This window comes from Polaromonas sp. P1_E12 (assembly GCF_056405975.1).
In genome coordinates, this window is record NZ_JBFUBB010000009.1 from 148,419 (window position 1) to 165,466 (window position 17,048).

At 64.2% G+C, this 17,048-nt stretch carries 15 protein-coding genes and 1 other RNA gene; 6 read left to right on the plus strand and 10 right to left on the minus strand.

What is annotated here, in order from left to right; translation table 11 throughout:
• Positions 1–218: 218 nt before the first annotated feature.
• On the minus strand, positions 219–1,409 hold the full coding sequence (locus tag AC1D13_RS21910; protein ID WP_457281111.1) for a class I SAM-dependent rRNA methyltransferase: 1,191 nt from the start codon (positions 1,407–1,409) through the stop codon (positions 219–221).
• 193 nt (positions 1,410–1,602) lie between these two features.
• On the opposite strand from AC1D13_RS21910, the gene AC1D13_RS21915 reads away from it, so the two are divergent.
• Positions 1,603–3,378: a sensor domain-containing diguanylate cyclase gene (locus AC1D13_RS21915; protein WP_477690285.1), complete on the plus strand. Its 1,776-nt coding sequence runs from the start codon at positions 1,603–1,605 to the stop codon at positions 3,376–3,378.
• A gap of 26 nt (positions 3,379–3,404) precedes the next feature.
• On the opposite strand, the gene AC1D13_RS21920 is transcribed toward AC1D13_RS21915, so the two are convergent.
• The 3 genes from AC1D13_RS21920 to dapF all read right to left on the minus strand — a co-directional run bounded on the left by AC1D13_RS21920 (position 3,405) and on the right by dapF (position 6,149).
• Entirely contained in the window at positions 3,405–4,460 is a 1,056-nt protein-coding gene (locus tag AC1D13_RS21920; protein WP_477666620.1) for a tyrosine recombinase XerC, read from the minus strand.
• A gap of 24 nt (positions 4,461–4,484) precedes the next feature.
• Positions 4,485–5,180 carry a DUF484 family protein gene (locus AC1D13_RS21925; RefSeq protein WP_457281114.1) on the minus strand — a complete coding sequence of 232 codons (696 nt, stop codon included), beginning with the start codon at positions 5,178–5,180 and terminating at the stop codon, positions 4,485–4,487.
• Between the two features lie 81 nt (positions 5,181–5,261).
• Positions 5,262–6,149, minus strand: a complete 888-nt coding sequence (gene dapF / locus AC1D13_RS21930) for a diaminopimelate epimerase (RefSeq protein WP_477666619.1) — start codon at positions 6,147–6,149, stop codon at positions 5,262–5,264.
• A 183-nt stretch (positions 6,150–6,332) separates the two neighbouring features.
• Between dapF and AC1D13_RS21935 the strand changes: the two genes are divergently transcribed.
• Both AC1D13_RS21935 and AC1D13_RS21940 read left to right on the plus strand, forming a co-directional pair.
• A complete protein-coding gene (locus tag AC1D13_RS21935) occupies positions 6,333–7,979 on the plus strand; it encodes an MBL fold metallo-hydrolase (protein WP_477666618.1) in 1,647 nt (548 codons plus the stop codon).
• A 268-nt stretch (positions 7,980–8,247) separates the two neighbouring features.
• Positions 8,248–9,126, plus strand: coding sequence for a basic amino acid ABC transporter substrate-binding protein (locus AC1D13_RS21940; protein ID WP_477666617.1), 879 nt, complete (start codon positions 8,248–8,250; stop codon positions 9,124–9,126).
• 71 nt (positions 9,127–9,197) lie between these two features.
• Here the strand turns inward: AC1D13_RS21940 and rnpB are convergent.
• An RNA gene (gene rnpB, locus AC1D13_RS21945) (RNase P RNA component class A) lies at positions 9,198–9,538 on the minus strand.
• A 63-nt stretch (positions 9,539–9,601) separates the two neighbouring features.
• On the opposite strand from rnpB, the gene AC1D13_RS21950 reads away from it, so the two are divergent.
• Genes AC1D13_RS21950 through AC1D13_RS21960 form a run of 3 tightly spaced genes read left to right on the plus strand, consistent with a single transcriptional unit; the run spans position 9,602 to position 12,616 of the window.
• A complete protein-coding gene (locus AC1D13_RS21950) occupies positions 9,602–11,272 on the plus strand; it encodes an NAD(P)/FAD-dependent oxidoreductase (protein ID WP_457281118.1) in 1,671 nt (556 codons plus the stop codon).
• Positions 11,272–11,892 carry a flavin reductase family protein gene (locus tag AC1D13_RS21955; protein ID WP_457281119.1) on the plus strand — a complete coding sequence of 207 codons (621 nt, stop codon included), beginning with the start codon at positions 11,272–11,274 and terminating at the stop codon, positions 11,890–11,892. The genes AC1D13_RS21950 and AC1D13_RS21955 overlap by 1 nt, the downstream gene beginning before the upstream one ends.
• A 43-nt stretch (positions 11,893–11,935) precedes the next feature.
• On the plus strand, positions 11,936–12,616 hold the full coding sequence (locus AC1D13_RS21960) for a ProQ/FINO family protein (protein WP_457281120.1): 681 nt from the start codon (positions 11,936–11,938) through the stop codon (positions 12,614–12,616).
• 40 nt (positions 12,617–12,656) lie between these two features.
• Here the strand turns inward: AC1D13_RS21960 and lepB are convergent, their stop codons facing one another.
• The 5 genes from lepB to pyrC form a co-directional block, all read right to left on the minus strand.
• Positions 12,657–13,325 (minus strand): signal peptidase I, encoded by a 669-nt coding sequence (lepB, locus tag AC1D13_RS21965; RefSeq protein ID WP_457281121.1) that lies wholly within the window; start codon positions 13,323–13,325, stop codon positions 12,657–12,659.
• Between the two features lie 67 nt (positions 13,326–13,392).
• The gene (gene htpX / locus AC1D13_RS21970) at positions 13,393–14,268 is read right to left on the minus strand and encodes a protease HtpX (RefSeq protein WP_477656648.1); all 876 of its coding nucleotides are present in this window, start codon (positions 14,266–14,268) and stop codon (positions 13,393–13,395) included.
• 97 nt (positions 14,269–14,365) lie between these two features.
• Positions 14,366–15,106: a DUF3025 domain-containing protein gene (locus AC1D13_RS21975; RefSeq protein ID WP_477690286.1), complete on the minus strand. Its 741-nt coding sequence runs from the start codon at positions 15,104–15,106 to the stop codon at positions 14,366–14,368.
• A gap of 47 nt (positions 15,107–15,153) precedes the next feature.
• A complete protein-coding gene (locus AC1D13_RS21980) occupies positions 15,154–15,936 on the minus strand; it encodes an NYN domain-containing protein (RefSeq protein WP_477687235.1) in 783 nt (260 codons plus the stop codon).
• Positions 15,936–17,003 (minus strand): dihydroorotase, encoded by a 1,068-nt coding sequence (pyrC, locus tag AC1D13_RS21985; protein WP_457281124.1) that lies wholly within the window; start codon positions 17,001–17,003, stop codon positions 15,936–15,938. The genes AC1D13_RS21980 and pyrC overlap by 1 nt, the downstream gene beginning before the upstream one ends.
• Positions 17,004–17,048: the final 45 nt, after the last annotated feature.

Below are 17,048 nucleotides of genomic sequence, written 5' to 3' on the forward strand. Positions count from 1 at the left end.
GGTCGCAGCCACACAGGTGGGGGAGTTTAGCGGCGGGTTCAAGCCCGCCACGCAGCCCCCGTGAATACCACCTTGGCCAGCAGTTACTTTACAGGTCGTGTCAAGCGCAGGGGCCCCAAAAACAGCGCAGGCCGGTAATTTCCGTCCTGTATCCGCTATATTTTTAATAGCTGCTTGCGCCCGTCTTTATTAGCCTGCAGCCACTATTTATATAAAAATCAGCCGCCCACCCGTTTCACCAGTACGAGCCCCTTCAGGTACTCGCCTTCCGGGAAGGCGACCGTCATGGGATGGTCGGGTGCGCCACCCATGCGCTCGGAGATGAAAGCGTCCACCCCCGCATCGATGCCGGCCGAAGCCACGATCTTGTGGAACAGGTCGGCGCTGACCCCGCCCGAACACGAGTAGGTAAACAGCACGCCGCCGGGCGCCAGAATCGACAACGCCAACCGGTTGATGTCCTTGTAGGCACGGGCGGCACGCTCGGCATGCGTCACCGTGGGCGCGAATTTGGGCGGGTCCAGCACGATGGCGTCGAACATCCGGCCTTCCTTCTGGTACTGGCGCAGCGAGGCGTTGACATCGGCATCCAGCAGGGTGGTGCGGCTGGCGTCAAAGCCGTTCAGTGCCACATTGGCCCGGGCCCGTTCGATCGCCGGGCCGGACGAATCGATCGACGTGACGTGCCCGGCGCCGCCGGCCAGCGCAGCCACGGTGAAGCCGCCGGTATAGCAATAACAGTTGAGCACCTGGCCGAACCGCAGGCGGCGCGTGTAGGCGGCAAACTTCTGCCGGCTGTCGCGCTGGTCCAGGTAAAAGCCGGTTTTATGGCCTTCGGCCACGTCCAGGCTGAGCTTCCAGTCGTGTTCGGTAATGGTGATGCCGGTTTCGCCCGAGCCGGCCAGCCAGCCGGTCACTTCGGGCAGGCCTTCCAGGGCACGGGAGCTCGCATCGGAGCGTTCATACAGGCGCGTCAGGCCGGTTTGGGCAAGCAGGGCTTCGACAATCACACTTTTCCATTTTTCTGCGCCGCAGCTGGAAAACTGCGCCACCAGCGTGTCCGCATAGCGATCCACCACCAGGCCTGGCAGGCCGTCGGATTCGCCGTGAATGAGCCGCCGCCCGTCGCTCTGGATGTCAAACAGCTCCCGTGCCTTCAGGGCCTGGGCGATGCGCGCTGAAAAGAAGGCAGCGTCGATGCGTTGGGCTTCGTCAAAGCTCCAGACCCGGGCCCGGATCCTGGAGGCCGGGCTGAAAGCGGCCCAGCCCAAAAATTCGCCGGCGTGGCTTTCAACCCGCACGGTCTCGCCCGCGTCACCGCCCCCTTTGGCGATGGCGCCGTCAAAAATCCAGGGGTGGCGCCGCAGCAATGAGCGCTCCTTGCCGTCCCGCAGTCGAATTATTTTCATGGCGCTATTGTCGCGGCTGATGGCATCGCCCCCTTCTTGGGCACGGAGCGTCCACGCTGACAAATGAGCCGACCGACAGCGATTTGACAGCTCGGTGTAATTTTCGTGAAAGTTTTGCGACAATCGCAGGTTAATGTTTTTGACCTCATTTTCGCGGCGATGGAAGAAACACGGGCCGCTGGCAAGCCCGGCCATGCGCACGCCCGCCCCCGTCCGCACCCTGTTGCTGGGGCTGGTTATCAGCCTGTTCATGGGCTCGCTGCTGGCGCTGACCAGCCTGGATGCACGGTCGCGCACCATACTGGACCTGGACACCCAGACAGAACCTGTCGCACTGCAGGACTGGGGCGACTACTGGATAGACACAACCGGCCAGTTCACCCCCGAGCAGGTTGCCACCGCCCCCGACATCCCCTGGAAGCCGACACACGGCAATGCGATCTACCCGGTGACCAGCGGCCAGGCCATGTGGGTGCGCTTTAACGTGCCGCCGGCGCCAGACACAGAGCGCTGGTACCTTGAGGTTCCCTACCCGTCCATCGACCGGGCTTCGCTGTATACCCTGGACGGTGTCGGCCGGTGGAACGAGCAGCGCGCCGGCGACCTGGTGGCGGTAGACAAGTGGCCAGTGCCGCACCGCCATCCCCTGCTGCCCATCGCGCTGTCGGCCGAGGTACCCACCCATTACCTTTTGCGCCTGGAGAACGGCCACGCATTCAGCGCGCCACTGCAGTTCATCAGCGAGGGGCGCCTGAGCCACTCAGAACAGCGTGTTTCCCTGATCCTGGGCATCTTTTTCGGGCTGACGGGGCTGGCGGCGCTGATCTCGGCGCTGGGCGCCATTTCACTGCGCGACACCGCGTACGGTTACTACGCCCTCTGCGTGACCCTGATGGGCCTGACGCAGGCGACCGTCACCGGCATCGCGGGGCTGCACCTGTGGCCGGCGTGGCCGGGGTGGAACGACATTTCGACATCCGTGCTGCCCATGCTGGCGGTGTCGGCCACCCTGTTGTTCATTTCCGCGGTGGTGGCCCTGCCCGAACGCTCATTGCGCCTGCATTGGCTGATGGCGGGCCAGGCCGCGCTGGGCGTGCTGGCGGCTGTGGTGCTGGCGCTGGTTCCATCTGCATCGCGCATGGGCCTGTTCATCCCCATCGTGCTGCTGCTGGAATTCAGCAGCGTGCTGGTCATGGGCTGGGCCTGGCGCCGCGGCGACCGGTTTGCGCCCTGGCTGATGCTGGCGTATGTGCCGGTGCTGGCCGCCGCTGGATGGACCATGGCCCGCAATGCCGAGCTGGTGCCCATCGGTTTCCTGACGCAGCACGGCATGCAGCTGGGTGTGGCGCTGCATTTGCCCATCGCCATGCTGGTATTGATGCTGCGCAGCCAGCACCGGCGCGAAAACATCCGCCGCATCCAGGGCCTGGACCGGGTGGACCCGGCCACGGGTCTCATCAACGGCCACGTGTTTGCCGAGCGCCTGATCCGCATGATTGCGCGTTCCGAACGGCTACGCCACCAAAGCGCGGTGATGATCATCGACCTGGTCAATTCCGAGCAGATCCAGCGCGATTTCGGGCGCAAGGCCGCCGAAGAATTGCCGCTGCATGTGGCCGAACGCCTTTTGTCCACCGCACGCGAGATCGACAGCGCTGCGCGGCTGTCGGAGCGGCGCTTCGGCATGCTGGTCGAAGGCCCCTTCAATGCCGAGGACGCCGGCACGCTCGGGCCGCGCATCGTGGCGCGCTGCCTCATGCCCTACAAAGGCCTGCACGTGGACTGCGTCGCACAGGTTCATGTCGCGTACGCCCTGGTGCCTTACCAGGGCTCCAACGCCCAGGGCCTGCTGGCCCAACTTGAAGAGCGCCTGGCCGCCGCCCCGGCTGACAGCAAGCGGGCGGTGTTCATGCTCGGGGAAATGCCACCGGCACGGCCGGCAAGGCGCGACCGCCCCAGTCCAGCCTGAGCCTGGCACCAGTGCTGGTGCCAGGCTCAGGCTTTGTCTTTAGCGTCTTTGTCGGGCTTCGCCAGGCTTCCTGGTGATGCCGGCGCGCCCGCGCCGGCCTTTCCGGCTTTCGACAGGGCCCGCGGGTGCGCCGCGTCATACACCTTGGCCAGGTGCTGGAAATCCAGCCGGGTATAGACCTGCGTGGTCGTGATGTTGGCATGGCCCAGCAGCTCCTGAACCGCACGCAAATCACCGCTCGACTGCAGCACATGGCTGGCAAAGGAGTGGCGCAGCATGTGCGGGTGCACCGGCGTGGCCAGCCCCGCCTTCAGCGAGCGCTGCTTCAGCCGCACCCGGATGTGCTGCGGCGTCAGGCGGGTGCCGCGCTGGTTGATAAAAAGCGCAGGGTCTTCACGCGCCCAGTTGGCCCGCGCGGCAAGCCACTGCTGCAATGATTGCAGCGCAGCCCGGCCGACCGGCACGCTGCGCCTTTTGGAACCCTTGCCCAGCACATAAGCTTCGGCCGCATCCGTGTCGATCCAGCCGCGCGCCTGCGCACTGGCCTTCACATCCAGGCCCACCAGTTCGCCGATACGCAGCCCGCAGCCGTACAGCAGTTCGGTGATGCATTGGTCGCGCAGCTCCAGCTGCGGGTCGCCATCGGCGGCATCGGCCTGGTAGCCCGCCAGCTGCACGGCTTCGTCCACACTGAGGGCTTTGGGCAAGGGCTTGGGGGCTTTGGGCGCCCGCACGTCCTGCACGGGGTTGCCGCTGATCAGGCCTTCGCGGCCCAGCCAGGTGTAAAAGCCGCGCCAGCCTGAGAGGATCAGTGCAATGCCGCGGCCGCTGCGCCCCGCGCCATGCATTTGCGCCACCCAGCGCCGCATGTGAACGTTTTGCACTGCCACCAGCGCCACCCTGGCCTGGTGTGCATTGACTTCGAGCTTTTGCAGGTCGAGCGCGTAGAGCTCCACGGTGCGCTGGGCCAGGCGCTTTTCCACCCGCACATGCTCCAGGTAACGCTCGACCAGCGGATCGGAAGGCGGCAGCGCCGGCTGCCCACCGCTGGATTCAGAAACGGGGAGCAGCGTTTGTGTCATGGCCGTGGTGCATGGCCCCGGTGCCTATTCGGCAGTGACCGGCTGGGGCCGCAGCCGCGTCAGCGCCGCGCCGGCCAGTTCGCCCAGGCGCTCCAGGAAATCCGTGCCCATGCCGCTGTGAAAACGTTCCGGGTCGGGTGAGGCCAGCACGAGCAGGCCCGAGACTTCCGCCCCCGCCGCAGCGCGCAGCGGTATCAACGCGATCGACAATGCCACCGCGGGCTCGGGCAGCCAGTTGACCGCTTCGAAGCCCGAATTGACGCCGCAGTAGGGTGCGCTCAATGACGATGCAAAGGTTTTGGCGTCCTCGCTCACATCGGTCGCAAAGCTTTCATCCGAAAAAATCCCGTTCACGTCCCAGACCTTGATGGCAGCCTGCGGGATCAGGAATTCGCCGGTGATGCCTTCGACAATGGCGCCCGGCAAGTCGCGCGCCTGCGTCGCCTGCAGCAGCTTGCGTGTCCAGCGCTGCATCTTGTCGGCAATCGCCACGTTGTCCTGCCCGTGACGGATCATGTCGACCATCCGCGTTTCCAGGCCCTTGATCTTTTCGCGCAGCATCAAGGCCTGGCGTTCCTGCAGGCTGACGGCACGGTTGCCGTGTCCGCTGGACAGTTGCACCGAAGCCAGCAGTTCGGCGTGGCGCTCGAAGAAGTCGGGCGTGTTGGCCAGGAAGTTGGCGATGTCGTCTTCGGTGATGGGGTGTTCAGTTGGATTCATCCGGGCATTGTCCTCAGTTTTGCAGCAGGCGCAAAGGCATACTGCGCCCGCGTTACATCCGCTTTCGTCGAAAGGCAGTTTTCAGATCCCATCGGGGATATTGATCTCGGACTCAAACACCGTAGTAGCCGGCCCGGTCATCATGACAGGCGCGTCGAGTCCGCCGGGCCACTCAATGGTGAGCTGGCCGCCCCGCGTCATCACGTCCACCCGCGCATCCAGCAGGCCCCAGCGTATGCCCGCCACCACCGCCGCGCAGGCGCCTGTGCCGCAGGCCAGCGTCTCGCCCGCGCCGCGTTCGTAGACCCGCAGGCGAATCTGGCTGCGCGAAACCACCTGCATGAAGCCGGCGTTCACACGGCGCGGAAAACGCACGTGGTTTTCAATCAGCGGGCCGGTTTGCAGCACCGGCGCAGCGTCGACGTCATCCACCAGTTGCACCGCGTGCGGGTTGCCCATCGACAAGGCCGCTATCAAAAGAGGAGCTGCTTGCGCTGACCCATCAAGGGCTAGCGGCCATTTTTGCCATGAGCCTTGGGTCACAGGCGTAAGGCCCGAAGCATCAAAAGGAATCCGTACCGGGTCAAACACCGGGGCGCCCATGTCGACCGTGACACGCCCGTCAGCCTGCAGGCGCGGCTCGATGATCCCGCCGAGGGTCTTGACCCTCACAACGTCCTTTGTCGTCAGCCCCTGCTCGCGTACAAAGCGCACAAAGCAGCGCGCGCCGTTGCCGCACTGCTCAACCTCGCCGCCGTCGGCGTTGTGGATCACGTACTCGAAGTCGATGCCCTCCCCCGCATCCGCAGGCGGCGGCCGCACCGAGAGAATCTGGTCGGCGCCCACGCCGAAGTGGCGATCGGCCAGGAAGCGGTATTGCGCGGTGGAGAGGCCCAGCGGGGCGCGGGTTTCGTCGAGCATGACAAAGTCATTGCCCGCGCCCTGCATTTTGGTGAATCGGATTCGCATGGGGGAATTATCTGCGGTGCGAAGGCGGCACTTAAAGAGGTGAATCGGCCATTTCGCACCCACCGGCCGTGGTTTTGAAGGAATTCAGGGCGATACGCATGGTTTGCCACGGTTTTGCAGGGCAGAAAAATACGCCCAAACCCGCCGGCAACGCCCGCGCAGCCCCGAAGCCATAATTTGCGGATGCCACGTCCTTCCCAATTGCTCCATCCTTCGCGCGAACCCGCGCCTGTACGCCCGGCGGCCACCGTGCTGTTGCTGCGCGACACCCCGCACGGCGTCGAAGTCCTGATGACACGGCGCTCCACGAGCGCCAGCTTCGCCCCGGGGGCTTATGTCTTTCCCGGCGGCGGCATCGACGCGGCGGATGCCGCGGCGCATGCACAGTCTACGCGGCGGGCCACGCAAAGCGACCTGCACCTGACACAGGCCATCGCGGCTATCCGCGAAAGTTTTGAGGAACTCGGCGTGCTGCTGGCGCGCCACGTCGACGGCAGTTATGCCACGACCGCCGACATCGCAGCACTGGACCGCAAGGCGTCCTTCGCCGTGCAATGCCGGGAGCGCGGCTTGACGCTGGCCGGTGACCAGGTGTTTGTGCTGGCGCACTGGATCACCGACCGCGACCTGCCGCGCCGCTTTGACGTGCCTTTTCTTGTTGCCCGCATGCCCGAAGGGCAAAACCCGGTGGCCGACGAGGCCGAGCAGTTTGAGCCGGTCTGGGTGCGGCCGGCCGAGGCGCTGGCGCGGCACGCGGCAGGGGGTTTCTTCATCATCTTCCCCACGATACGCACACTGGAAAGACTGCAGCACTACCCCGACGTGGCCTCGGTGCTGGCGGCCTGCGCGTCCGAAGTCCCGCTCTGGACCTCCTGCCCGCGCGCCGGGCTGCTGGCCGGCAAGGAAGCGCGCTATATGGAACACGAAGCGCCCTACGGCGAGCTGGCGCTGACCTGCCCGGACGGGCAGATCGTGCACGCGCTCGACTGGCAGACATCACAGCCCGTGGCGCTGCTCAACAACGTGATGCGCCTGACGGCGCCCAACCCCGGCGTGATGACCGGGCCGGGCACCAACAGCTACCTGGTCGGCGACCCGGGCAGCGGCTACATCGCCATCGACCCCGGCCCGGCCGATCACGACCACCTGCAGCGCCTCTGGCGGGCGGCCGGCGGCGACATCCGCATGATTGTGTGCACCCACTCGCATCCCGACCATTCACCCGGCGCCAAACCGCTGCAGGCCATGTGCAGCGTTGCGCCGCCGATTCTGGGCCTGCCTTCGGCACCCACGGCGCGCGCCGCCAGCGCCTTCTCGCCGGATCGATCGCTATCAAATCAGGAGCTGCTTGCGCTCACCAGCAAAGGGCCGGAAGGCGAAATTACCCATACCCTGAAGGTGCTGCACACACCCGGCCATGCCGCCAACCATGTGTGCCTGGTGCTGGTGGAAGACGGCCTGCTGTTCAGCGGCGACCACATCCTCAACGGCAGCACCACGGTCATTGACCCGCCCGATGGCGACATGAGTGCCTACCTGGATTCCCTGGACGCGCTGAGCGCGGCCTGCGACGAACACCAGATCGGCTTCATCGCCCCGGCGCATGGCTACGTGCTGGCGGACGCAAAGAATGCGATCGCCCGGCTCAAGGCGCATCGCCTGCAGCGCGAAGCCAAGATCATGCGCGTGATGCAGGCCCACCCGGAAGGCACGATCGACGACTGGGTCGCGGGCGCCTACGACGACGTGGACCCGCGTATCTGGCCGGTGGCCAAACGCTCGCTGCTGGCGCACGTGGACCGCGTGCGTGAGCTGGGCCTTGTCCATTAACGATTTCTGCACACGCGCCAGGCATCGCTATTGATTTGCAAGCCACCACCGAGTACCCGCACTACTGTGGCGTGAAAGTTGCTAAACCTTGGACCGTACGTAAGGGTATATACCGGCGTTAAGGCCTTGAACAGTCACCAAGGCTACTGAAAGGGGCTGTTTGACCCCAGGGCTGCGGTTTATACTTTTTGTTCGTATGCCGGAAGCCGTGCCTGACCGCATGGCTTGACGGGCATCACCATCATTTCAACCTTTTTTGAGGGACTTCATGTCTTCCTACTCCATCTCAACGCGACGTTTCCTGCAAACCGCCGGCACCCTGGTCGCCGGTATCGTTCTGGCCGCTTGCAGCAAGACCGAGCCGCCGGCACCCGCAGCCAGCACACCCGCTCCCGCCGCCTCGGCACCCGCACCTGCGGCCAAGGTGTACGTCGTCGGCACGGATGCCGCGTATGTACCTTTTGAGTCCCAGAACGACAAAGGCGAGATCGTCGGTTTCGACATCGAAGTCGTCAAGGCCGTGGCACAGAAGGCCGGCATCGAAGTCAAGTTCCTGAATACGCCATGGGAAGGCATCTTTAACTCCCTGAACCAGGGCGACCGCGACCTGCTGGTCTCGGCCATCACGATCACGGCCGAGCGCAAGCAGACCATGGATTTTTCGTCGCCTTACTTTGACGCGCAGCAACTGATCGCCGTGAAGAAGGATTCGAAGATCGCCAAGTTCAACGACCTCAAGAAACTCAAGGTCGGCGTGCAGAACGGCACCACGGGTGACGAAGTCATCACCAAGCTGCAGGGCAAGGACAGCGCCAACATCAAGCGCTTTGAAGCGACGCCACTGGCACTGAAAGAGCTGGAAGCCGGCGGCGTGGACGCCGTGGTCGCCGACAACGGCGTGGTGGAGCACTACGTCAACAACAACACCGGCTCGAAGTTCAAGACCATCGCCGACGCCAGCTTTGCACCCGAGCAATACGGCCTGGCCGTGAAAAAAGGCAACGCCGAGCTGCTCGCAAAACTGAACAAGGGCCTGGCCGACATCAAGGCCGACGGCACCTACGACAAGATTTTCGCGCAGTACTTCGGTAAAGCGCCAGCCGCCACCGCACCGGCACCAGCTGCCGCCGCCTCTCCCGCCAAATAAGACGCTGCAGGCAGGGCCGGCAAGGCCCAAAGACAAAGCCCCGTTCATTGCTGAACGGGGCTTTTTTATTAGTGTGAAGCCCGCCGATAAGCCGGATTCTGTGCACCGGACCCCCTTGGAGAAAGTCCGGCGTGACCGCCATTAATCTGGGCCGGGGGTCGCCCCCACGGCTCAATGCTACCTACCCGCCAACTCTGCGGAACCACATCAACGTTGGCCTACTTGGTATTGCTGCGCGTAGAGATTGCCCGTTTCACCCGGCCCGGGGTTGCCCCAAGGCCGACTCGTCTCTGTTGCTCTGATCCTCACCTCACGGTGGAGAGGTATTACCTCCTACGCTGTCCTGTGCAGTCCGGACGTTCCTCCAGTGCCTGGTTTCCCAGATTGCACCAGCGGCGGTCTGGCGTGCTTCACGGGGCCCATTATCCGCCAGTCCTTTAAAATGCAGGTTGCTTGATCAACACGAGCCCCTCTCATGATTCGCCTGACCGAACTCAAACTTCCGCTGGACCACGCGGAGGATGCCCTGCCCTCCCTGGTGGCCCAGACACTGGGCGTCGCCGCAGCCGCCCTGCAGAACGTCCACATCCACAAACGCAGCTTTGATGCCCGCAAGGCAGACCTGCTCAAGGTCTACATCGTCGACGTCACGCTCGCCGATGCGGCCCAGGAAGGCGCACTGCTGGCGAAATTTTCCGGCAACCCGCACATCTTTCCCACACCGGACATGGCCTACCGCACGGTGGGCCAGGCGCCCGCCGGCTTGCCGTTGCGACCGGTCGTCGTCGGCTTCGGCCCCTGCGGTATGTTCGCAGCCCTGCTGCTGGCGCAGATGGGCTTCAAGCCCATCGTGCTGGAACGCGGCAAGACGGTGCGCCAGCGCACCCGGGACACCTGGGGCCTGTGGCGCAAGAACGTGCTCAACCCGGAATCGAACGTGCAGTTCGGCGAAGGCGGCGCCGGCACCTTTTCCGACGGCAAGCTCTACAGCCAGATCAAGGACCCGCGTCACCTGGGCCGCAAGGTGATGAACGAGTTCGTGAAGGCCGGCGCGCCCGCCGACATCCTGTTCGAGGCGCACCCGCACATCGGCACCTTCAAGCTGGTGAAGGTGGTCGAAAACATGCGCGCGCAGATCGTCGCCCTGGGCGGCGAGATCCGCTTCGAGCAGCGCGTGACCGACGTGCTGATCGAGGACGGCCCGCAAGGCAAACAGCTGCGCGGCCTCACGGTACTGGACCAGGCCACGGGCCAAAGCCACGAGATGCGTGCCGACCAGGTGGTGATGGCGCTGGGCCACAGCTCGCGCGACACCTTCGCCATGCTGTATGCGCGCGGTGTGTACATCGAGGCAAAACCCTTTTCCATCGGCTTTCGGGTCGAGCACCCGCAGGGCATCATCGACCGCGCGCGCTGGGGCCGCCATGCCGGCCATCCGTCGCTGGGCGCGGCCGAATACAAGCTGGTGCACCACGCCAGCAACGGCCGCTCGGTCTACAGTTTTTGCATGTGCCCGGGCGGCACGGTGGTGGCCGCCACCTCCGAGCCCGGCCGCGTGGTGACCAACGGCATGAGCCAGTATTCGCGCAATGAGCGCAATGCCAATGCCGGCATCGTGGTGGGCATAGACCCGCGCGACTACCCCGGCTTCGAGGCGGGCGACGCGCTGGCCGGCATCGCGCTGCAGCGCCAGCTCGAATCGCACGCGTTTGTATTGGGCGGCAGCAATTACCAGGCGCCGGCGCAGCTGGTGGGTGACTTCGTGGCGGGCCGCCCCTCGACCGCGCTGGGCAGCATCACCCCATCCTACAAGCCGGGCGTGACCATCGGCGACCTGTCGTCTGCCCTGCCTGCGTACGCGATCGAGGCCATGCGCGAGGCCTTTCCCGTGTTCGGCAAAAAGATCAAGGGCTTTGACACCCATGACGCGGTGCTGACCGGGGTGGAAACGCGCACTTCCTCGCCGATCCGCATCAGCCGCGGAGAAGACCTGCAAAGCGTCAACGTGCGCGGCCTCTACCCGGCCGGCGAAGGCGCCAGCTACGCCGGCGGCATCTTGTCGGCCGGCGTGGATGGCATCAAGGTTGCGGAAGCCCTGGCGCGCAGCGTGCTGCAGGACGCCGAACAACAGCGGATGGCCGCGTGATGGGCCAGGACTTTCACTACTACGAGCCCTCGAAAGGCCACGGCCTGCCGCACGATCCCTTCAACGCCATGGTGGGGCCACGCCCCATTGGCTGGATTTCGTCGCAGGACGCCAGGGGGCAGCTCAACCTGGCACCCTACAGCTTTTTCAACGCCTTCAACTACACGCCTCCCATCATCGGCTTCGCCAGCATTGGCGCCAAGGACAGCCTGCACAACATCCGCGAAACCGGCGAGTTCGGCTGGAACCTGGCGACGCGGCCGCTGGCCGAGGCCATGAACCGTTCCTGCGCGATGGTGCCGCCCGAGGTCAACGAGTTCGAACTCGCGGGCCTCACGCCCGTGGCCTCGCAACGCATTGCCGTGCCGCGCGTGCAGGAAAGCCCGGTATCGTTTGAATGCCGGCTGACGCAAATCCTGCAGCTGCAGGGCGCCGACGGCGTGCCGGTGCCCACCTGGCTGGTCCTGGGCGAGGTCGTCGGCGTGTACATTGCAAGGCATCTGCTCAAAGACGGCATTTACGACACGGCGGCTGCCGAGCCCATTCTTCGCGGCGGCGGCCCGGCTGATTATTTCGCCGTCACCCCCGACAACCTCTTTCGCATGTTCAGGCCCCGCTGAGCTTTCTGAACACCCCGCCACACCATCTTTTTCACCCACACACATGACCGAAACCACCACACCTTCCCCGCGTGCCAAACGCCCCCGCCCCCCGCAGCGCCCCCGGCCGGCCAATCCGCAGCAGCAGCGCACTCGCGAAGTCCACCCCGTGCTGGAAAAGCTGTTTGAGCTCTATCCGAAAATGTTCGGCGCACAGTTCCTGCCGCTCAAGCTGGGCGCTTTCCAGGACCTGCTGGCGGAAAACCCCGAAGCATTCAAGCGCGACGAACTGAAAGTGGCGCTGGGCCTGCATGCCCGTTCCACGCGTTACCTCGAATGCGTGGCGGCTGGCCACCCGCGCCACAACCTGCAGGGCGAGCCCGTCGAGCCGGTAGCGCCCGAGCATGTGCATCACGCGATCATGGAAGTGTTCCGCCGGCGCCAGGCACGTTCAAAGGAAGACCTGCGCCCCAAAGTGCGTATGCGCCTCATCGAGGCCATTGAAGCGTCCGGCTTGAGCCGCGAAGAGTACGCAGAACGCACCCGCACGCAGGATGAGGTGTCGAACACCTTGCTGGACGAGGCTTTTGCGGAGATGGCAGTGCAAACTGCCAAACGCGAAGCACTGATGCGTGCCTTTGAGGCCAGCGGGAAAACGGCTACGGAATTTGCCGAGATGTATGGACTGGACCCCGCGCAAGTGACACACGCCATAGAGCTGGTACAGAGAAGCCGCCAGGCCTGAGGCTTCCACTGTAGCCTCAGTCAATCAGCAGATCGGCTGATCAATAGAGCGAGCGGCCAAAACGCTCAAGGCGGGGTTGCCACTTCTCCAGGATGTCCGCCGACACCAGGATCCGTTCCGCACGCCCAATCAGCAGGTTGCGCGGCACCAGGCCTATGTAGCGCGAATCTGCGCTGTTGTCGCGGTTGTCACCCAGCATCAGGTACTGGTCAGCGGGAATCGTGATCGGCCCCCAGCTGTCCTTGGCCTTCACACCGGCCAGCCACTGGATTTCATGTTGCTCCTGGGCTGTGGCTTCTTTCACGTGCGTGGCCACCAGCACGCCAACCGGCCCGGCCGGCTCCAGCACCGTGTCCAGCGCCTCATAGCGGGCTGACTGCCCGTTGATGATGAGCACCTTGTCGCGCATTTCCACGACGTCGCCCGGCACAGCCACCAGCCGCTTGATCAGGCGGACGCCGTCCACCGGCGAGGAAAAAGTGACGACGTCGCCGCGCTGCGGATCGGTGGTGCGCGCCAGCACGGTATCGGTCAGCGGAATCTTGACGTTGTAGGCCAGCCGGTTGACGAAGACCACGTCACCTTCGAGCAGGTTGGGCCGCATGGAGCCTGAGGGAATGGGGTTCCAGTCCGCGATTGCGGTACGGAACAGCCCGAACAACAACAGCAACACCAGAAAACTGCGGTTCTGCCTGATCCAGCTTTTCATGCCTGCACTCCTGTGAAGAAAACGGGAAGAAAAAAAGGGCGCCCTGTGCGGGGCGCCCTTTGATGGTTCAAGCCTGGCTGTTCTGCAATGCTGCGATGCGCTCTTCAATCGGCGGGTGCGTGGCAAACAGCTTGCCGATGCTGCCGGTGATACCCATGGCTTCCACCGCTTTGGGCAATTCGCCCGGCTGCATGCCGCCCAGGCGGGCCAGCGCGTTCATCATGGGCTGGCGACGGCCCATCAGCTGCGCGGCGCCGGCGTCGGCGCGGAACTCACGCTGGCGCGAGAACCAGGCCACGACGATGGCGGCGGCAAAACCGAGCACGATGTCCAGCACGATGGTGCTGACGTAGTAGCCGATACCGGGGCCGGAATTGTTGTCGCTGCCGCGGCGCAAGAAGCTGTCGACGGCGTAGCCGATCACACGCGAGAGGAAAACCACAAAGGTGTTCATCACGCCCTGGATCAGCGTCATGGTGACCATGTCGCCGTTGGCCACGTGGGCGATCTCATGGCCCAGCACGGCTTCGATTTCTTCCTTGGTCATGCCTTGCAGCAGGCCGGTGGACACGGCCACCAGCGACGAATTCTTGAACGCGCCGGTGGCAAAGGCATTGGGCGCGCCTTCAAAGATGCCGACTTCGGGCATGCCGATCTGGGCCTTGTCGGCCAGCTTGCGCACAGTTTCGACGATCCAGGCCTCGTCGGCATTTTGGGGCGACTCAATCACCCGCACCCCGGCGCTCCATTTGGCGACGGGCTTGCTGATCAGCAGCGAGATAAAGGCGCCGCCGAAGCCCATGATCAGTGCAAAGCCGAGCAGCGCAGTCAGATTCAGCCCGTTGGCCGTGAGAAAGCGGTTGACGCCAAGCAGGCTGGCGACAATGCCCAGCACCACCACGACAGCAAGGTTGGTCAGGACAAACAGAAAAATACGTTTCATGGGTTCTCCGTGGGGTCGGTGAAAAAAGCCCGCCTTGCGCAGGATATGAGGGCTTGCCAGCCCAGTTCAAGCTGCGCCGCAAGCCCGTGGCTGATTTCTATCTGTTGTTGTTCAGCCGTGGCGGTCGGAATACAAGGGAGTCATCATAAAAGGAAAAGTTCTCGTTCCCGGGCCACCAGCCGGGCACGCCCAGCACCGGCAAAGGAAGAAACGGCTTGCCGGCCAGCTTGTCCGCGCTCAGGTCGGCAGCAATCCAGTGGTCCAGATCTGCTATTGAATTGATAGCTGCTTGCGCCCGGTAGACATGGGCTGTGATCGGTTTTCGTGGATAAATCAGTTTTTCCAGCAGCGCATGGCCAAACAGCACCAGCCGGGCCTGCGGCCAGAGTGGGCGCAAACCTACAAAGAGTTGCTGCCAGTCCCGGGCCGCCAACGCGTCCCACAAGGGTTGCGGCGCCGACAGGAAAGCAGCGTTCTCGTCAAAAAGCGTCAGCGCGTCACGGACCGGGCCGCGCACCTTTTGCACACCGGCCTGCGCAATCTCTGCAGCCTGCAATTGGTTGAGCTTCTTTTTGGTTTCGGGGAACTGCATCCAGCACAGGCCATTGAAAAAATCATGGGCACCTTCGCGCGTGGGGCATTCACCTGTCCTGAAAATAAAGCTCTCGTAAGCCTCACCGGCGGGCAATGCACTTTGGGGAACAAAGCGCACCGGGGCACGCTGCTCGGCATTCAGGGCCTGGTGCAGCGCAGTGCCCGCCGCAATGGCCTGGGCGACGCGTTCGCCAGGCTCCTGCCAGGGTTGCAGCCAGGGCTGGTTCCATGCCGGCATCGGCATGGCCGGCGCTGGCTGCAGGGCTGCAGCGACTCGCACCTGCAGGCCCCCTAGGCCCGGGCCGACTTGTTCAGTCGCCTGTCGCGCACTGCGACGGTCGACTTGCCTTCGTCGGCGATGTCAAACAGCTGGGTGGCCACCAGCAGCTTGGTCAGCGTGGCATAGCCGTAGTTGCGATGGTCAAACGAGGCCTGGTTGGCGATTTGTGTCCCCACAGCACCCACGCGCGCCCAACCCTCGTCGTCGGCTGCGGCCTGGACGGCATTGCGCAGCAGCATGACCAGCTTGGCGTCCTGCTTGAGCTGGGCGGGTGTTGCCCTGAGGGGCGCGGCGGCAACCGCCTCGCCATCGTCACGGCTGTCTCCGTGGGCACCGCCCGCCGCATCACTGACGGCGATGGGGCGCAGCTTGTCGAGGAACAGGAATCTCGAACACGCATTGACAAAAGGCTCCGGCGTTTTCTGCGCGCCAAAGCCGTAGACCGCTGCGCCCTTGGCGCGCAGGTGCATGACCAGCGGCGTGAAGTCGGCGTCCGACGAGACGATGCCAAAGGCGTCGGGCCGGTCGGTATAGAGCAGCTCCAGCGCGTCGATCACCATGGCCATGTCGCTGGCGTTCTTGCCTTTGGTGTAGTCGAACTGCTGCATGGGTCGGATGGCATGCTCGTGCAACACCTCTTCCCAGCCCTTGAGTTCATTCTTCTTCCAGTTGCCGTAGGCGCGGCGGATGTTCGTTTCGCCGAAGGTCGACAGCTCGTTGAGGATCAGGTCGATCTTGGACGCCGGCGAGTTGTCGGCATCAATGAGCAGGGCAACACGCGGCTTGTGGTCCATCAGGTGCTTTCTGAAGTGTGCAGTTTCCAGGGCAGGTTTTCACCCGAGCGCAAAGGCTTGAGCTCGGCTTCGCCGAAGGCAAAGCTCTCGGGCGGGTGCCAGCTTTCCTTCTTGAGCGTGATGCGGCCGGTATTGCGCGGCAGGCCGTAAAAATCCGCACCGTTAAAGCTGGCAAAGGCCTCCAGCTTGTCCAGTGCGCCGGCGGTATCAAAAGCTTCGGCGTAGAGCTCCATGGCGGCGTGGGCGGTGTAACAACCTGCGCAGCCCGTTGCGTGCTCCTTGAGGTGCGCGGGATGCGGTGCGCTGTCAGTACCCAGGAAAAACCGGTTGTTGCCGCTGGTGGCGGCTTCTACCAATGCCAGACGATGCGTTTCGCGCTTGAGCACCGGCAAGCAGTAGTAATGCGGGCGAATGCCGCCCGTGAAAATGGCATTGCGGTTGTAGAGCAGGTGGTGCGCGGTGACGGTCGCACCCGTGAACTGGCCGGCATCGCGCACGTAATGGGCGGCTTCGCGGGTGGTGATGTGCTCAAACACGATCTTGAGCTCAGGGAAATCGCGGCGCAGCGGAATCAACTGGGTGTCAATGAATACCGCTTCCCGGTCGAACAGGTCGATGTCGGAGGACGTCACCTCGCCATGCACCAGCAGCAGCAACCCTTCCTTTTGCATGGCCTCGAGTGCCTTGTAAGTCTTGCGCAGGTCGGTCACACCGGCATCGCTGTTGGTGGTGGCGCCGGCCGGGTATAGCTTGAGCGCCACAACACCGGCGTCTTTCGCGCGCTTGATCTCATCGGGTGGCAGGTTGTCGGTGAGGTAGAGCGTCATCAATGGCTCGAACTGCACGCCGGCCGGCACAGCGGCCTGGATGCGCTCCCGATACGCCGCCGCCTGGGCGGCCGTGGTCACCGGCGGGCGCAGGTTGGGCATGATGATGGCGCGGCCAAACTGTGCGGCCGTGTGCGGCACCACGGTGTGCAGGGCCTCGCCGTCGCGCACATGCAGGTGCCAATCGTCGGGCCGGGTGATGGTCAGGGTGGAGGCGGGTGTGCGGGTGGCTGAAGTCATGGCCTGAATTGTCGCACTGGTCACACCACCCGACCATCATGAGCC